Source organism: Streptomyces sp. CO7 (assembly GCF_053474865.1).
Genome location: NZ_JBRIOU010000007.1, coordinates 4332 through 8226, shown reverse-complemented (window position 1 = coordinate 8226; position 3895 = coordinate 4332). Strand labels below are relative to the sequence as shown.

Annotated in this window: 4 protein-coding genes; 3 read left to right on the top strand and 1 reads right to left on the bottom strand. The window is 73.6% G+C overall.

Annotation, left to right across the window (positions count from 1 at the left end):
- Nucleotides 1-856, bottom strand: an 856-nt coding sequence (locus ACOV8S_RS23755; RefSeq protein WP_448320147.1) for a GTP-binding protein, incomplete at its 3' end; no start/stop codon positions are given.
- A gap of 315 nt (nt 857-1171) precedes the next feature.
- Between ACOV8S_RS23755 and pgsA the strand changes: the two genes are divergently transcribed.
- From pgsA to ACOV8S_RS23740, 3 genes are all read left to right on the top strand, one after another.
- Nucleotides 1172-1843: a phosphatidylinositol phosphate synthase gene (gene pgsA, locus ACOV8S_RS23750; RefSeq protein WP_448320145.1), complete on the top strand. Its 672-nt coding sequence runs from the start codon at nt 1172-1174 to the stop codon at nt 1841-1843.
- A 26-nt stretch (nt 1844-1869) separates the two neighbouring features.
- Nucleotides 1870-2823, top strand: a complete 954-nt coding sequence (locus ACOV8S_RS23745) for a phosphatidylinositol mannoside acyltransferase (RefSeq protein ID WP_448320435.1) — start codon at nt 1870-1872, stop codon at nt 2821-2823.
- Nucleotides 2820-3895 (top strand): glycosyltransferase family 4 protein (locus tag ACOV8S_RS23740; RefSeq protein ID WP_448320144.1); only part of this gene is annotated, 1076 nt, incomplete at its 3' end. The genes ACOV8S_RS23745 and ACOV8S_RS23740, both read left to right, overlap by 4 nt.

The following is a 3895-nucleotide window of genomic DNA, read 5'->3' as shown; positions in this document are numbered from 1 at the left end:
GTGCGGGCGCGGCGCACAGGACGGGGTGGAAGGAGGCACGCGAGACGGCCTTCTCCAGGTCCGCGATCAGGGCGCCGGGGTCGAGGGTCTCGCCGCCGACGTAGCGGTCCATGAGGTCCTCGTCCTCGCTCTCGGCGATGATGCCCTCGATCAGCCGCTCGCGGGCCTCGTCGATCAGCGGGATCCGGTCGGCGTCGGGTTCGTGCTCGGCGCGCTCGCCGGAGGAGTAGTCGAAGAGCTTCTTGGTGAGCAGTCCGACCAGTCCGGTCACCGGGGCCTGCCCGTCGGGGCCGGTGGGGCCGCGCAGCGGGAGGTAGAGGGGGAGGACGGCGTCGGGGTCGTCGCCGCCGAAGGCCTCGGCGCACAGCCGGGTCATCTCCTCCACGCCGGTGCGGGCCGACTCGAGGTGGGTGACGACGATGGCGCGGGGCATGCCGACGGCCGCGCACTCGTCCCACATCGCCCGGGTGGCGCCGTCCACGCCGTCCGAGGCGGAGACCACGAAGAGGGCCGCGTCCGCCGCGCGCAGACCGGCCCTGAGCTCTCCGACGAAGTCGGCGTAGCCGGGGGTGTCCAGCAGATTGATCTTGATCCCGTCCCATGCGAGCGGGACCAGGGAGAGCTGTACCGAGCGGTGCCGCCGTTGCTCGATCTCGTCGTGGTCGGAGACGGTGCCGCCGTCCTCGACCCGGCCCGCCCGGTTGACCGCCCCCGCGGTCTGGGCCAGGGCCTCCACCAGCGTGGTCTTTCCCGATCCGGTGGGGCCGACCAGCACCACGTTGCGGATGGAGGCGGGCCGGTCGGCCGTCGTCGCCCTGCCGGCGGCCCCGGGGTGGTGACTGTTCCTGTCGCCCATGATCCTGCCCTCCCGTGCACGGTGAGTGGCTGCCGGCGGCGGTGGACGCCACCGGCCGGAGCGGACGCCCGGTCCCGAGGGCCGCAGCGGCGGCGCCCGGCGCGCGCCCGCGGTTCCCTTCGAGCTTTGCACCGCCGCCCGGACTCGTCCATACGAGGGAACGGCCGTGGGGCGTGACCTGGGCGAGGCGGGGCCGTGGCCAGGACGTGACCTTGCCCCGAGGGTGCCCCGCCGTCGGCGCACAGGGTGCGTGGCTACGATGGGCCGGGCCGGTGGCCAGCAGGGGCGCCGGCCGCCACGACCCTCGGGAAGGCCATGCTGAACAAGTACGCGCGTGCATTCTTCACGCGTGTTCTCACGCCGTTCGCCGCGTTTCTCATCCGCCTGGGCGTCAGCCCCGACGTGGTCACCGTGCTGGGGACCGCCGGAGTGGTCGCCGGAGCACTGGCCTTCTTCCCGGTGGGCGAGTTCTTCTGGGGCACGATCGTGATCACGCTGTTCGTGTTCTCCGACCTGGTGGACGGCAACATGGCCCGTCAGCTGGGCCGCTCCAGCCGCTGGGGCGCCTTCCTGGACTCCACGCTGGACCGCGTCGCCGACGGAGCGATCTTCGGCGGCATCGCCCTGTGGTACGCGGGCGGCGGGAACAGCGTGCTGCTGTGCGCGGTGGCGATCTTCTGCCTGGCCAGCGGCCAGGTCGTGTCGTACACCAAGGCGCGCGGCGAGTCGATCGGCCTGCCGGTCGCGGTGAACGGCCTGGTCGAGCGAGCGGAGCGGCTGGTGGTCACCCTGGTGGCGGCCGGACTGGCCGGCCTGCACGCCTTCGGGGTGCCGGGCGTCGAGGTGCTGCTGCCGATCGCGCTGTGGATCGTCGCCGTGGGCAGCCTGGTGACGCTGGTCCAGCGCGTGGTCACGGTGCGCCGCGAGGCCGCCGAGGCCGACGCGGGGACGGCGGGGACCACGGGCACCGCGGGAGCCGCCTCGTGAGCGCGCGGGAGAAGCGCGCGGACCGGGTGAGCGCGCGGGAGAAGCTGGCCGACTCGCTGTACGGCCTGGGCTGGGCGACCGTGAAGCGGCTGCCCGAGCCGGCCGCCGTGCGGCTGGGGCGCGTCATCGCCGACACCGCCTGGCGCCGCCGGGGCGCGGGCGTGCTGCGCCTGGAGCGCAACCTGGCCCGGGTCGTGCCGGACGCCACGCCCGAGCGGCTCGCCGAGCTGTCGAAGGCCGGCATGCGGTCCTACCTGCGGTACTGGATGGAGTCCTTCCGGCTGCCCGCGTGGAGCAGGGAGCGGATCGCCTCCGGCGTGGAGGCCGAGGACCTGCACCTGCTCACCGACGCGCTGGCCGGCGACCGCGGCGTGGTCGTGGCGCTGCCGCACATGGCCAACTGGGACCTGGCCGGAGCGTGGGCCACCACCGGCTTGGGCGTCCCCTTCACCACCGTCGCCGAACGCCTGAAGCCCGAAACGCTGTACGACCGGTTCGTCGCCTACCGCGAGGGCCTGGGCATGGAGGTGCTGCCGCACACCGGCGGCTCGGCGTTCGGAACCCTGGCCCGGCGGCTGCGCAAGGGCGGCTTGGTCTGCCTGGTCGCCGACCGTGACCTGTCGGCCTCCGGCGTGGAGGTCGACTTCTTCGGCGAGAAGGCCCGGATGCCGGCCGGACCGGCGATACTCGCCCAGCAGACCGGTGCGCTGCTGCTGCCGGTGACCCTGTGGTTCGACGACACCCCGGTGATGAGGGCGCGGATCCACCCGCCGGTGGAGGTGCCGGAGAGCGGGACGCGCGCCGAGAAGAGCGTGGTCATGACCCAGCGGGTCGCCGACGCCTTCGCCTCCGGCATCGCCGAGCACCCCGAGGACTGGCACATGCTGCAGCGGCTTTGGATCGCGGACCTCGAGGACCGCGGAGACACGGACGACCGTGACGACCGGGGTGGCCGGGACGCCAAGGAGGCGGTCGCGTGAGGATCGGCATCGTCTGCCCGTACTCCTGGGACGTGCCCGGCGGCGTCCAGTTCCACATCCGGGACCTCGCCGAGTACTTCGTGCGGCAGGGCCACGAGGTGTCCGTGCTGGCCCCCGCCGACGACGACACCCCGCTGCCGCCCTACGTCGTGTCCGCCGGGCGCGCCGTGCCGGTTCCGTACAACGGCTCGGTGGCGCGGCTCAACTTCGGGTTCCTGTCCGCGGCGCGGGTGCGGCGCTGGCTGCACGACGGGGCGTTCGACGTCATCCACATCCACGAGCCGGCCTCGCCCTCGCTAGGACTCCTCGCCTGCTGGGCGGCGTCGGGTCCGATCGTGGCGACCTTCCACACCTCCAACCCGCGCTCGCGGGCGATGATCGCCGCGTACGCGATCCTGCAGGCCGCGCTGGAGAAGATCAGCGCGCGGATCGCGGTCAGCGAGTACGCCCGGCGCACGCTGGTGGAGCACCTGGGCGGCGACGCGGTGGTCATCCCCAACGGCGTCGACGTCGACTTCTTCGCCAAGGCCGAGCCGAACCCCGACTGGCAGGGCGGCACGATCGGCTTCATAGGACGCATCGACGAGCCGCGCAAGGGCCTGCCGGTGCTGATGCGGGCGCTGCCGAAGATCCTCGCCGCCCGGCCGGAGACGCGGCTGCTGGTCGCGGGGCGCGGCGACGAGGAGGAGGCGGTGGCCTCGCTCCCCGCGGAGCTGCGCTCCCGGGTGGAGTTCCTCGGCATGGTCAGCGACGAGGACAAGGCGCGGCTGCTGCGGTCGGTCGACCTGTACGTGGCGCCCAACACGGGCGGCGAGAGCTTCGGGATCATCCTGGTCGAGGCGCTGTCCGCGGGGGCGCCGGTGCTGGCCTCCGACCTGGACGCGTTCGCGCAGGTGCTGGACCACGGGGTGGCGGGGGAGCTGTACGCCAACGAGGACGCGGACGCGCTGGCGGACGCGGCGGTGCGGCTGCTCGGCGATCCCGCGCGGCGGGAGGAGCTGCGGGAGCGGGGCAGCGCGCACGTCCGGCGGTTCGACTGGTCGACGGTGGGGGCCGACATCATGTCCGTCTA

What these genes read in the sequence shown, in the direction of transcription:
- pgsA (WP_448320145.1), top strand. Translation starts at nt 1,172, where the DNA reads ATGCTGAACAAGTACGCGCGTGCATTCTTCACGCGTGTTCTCACGCCG.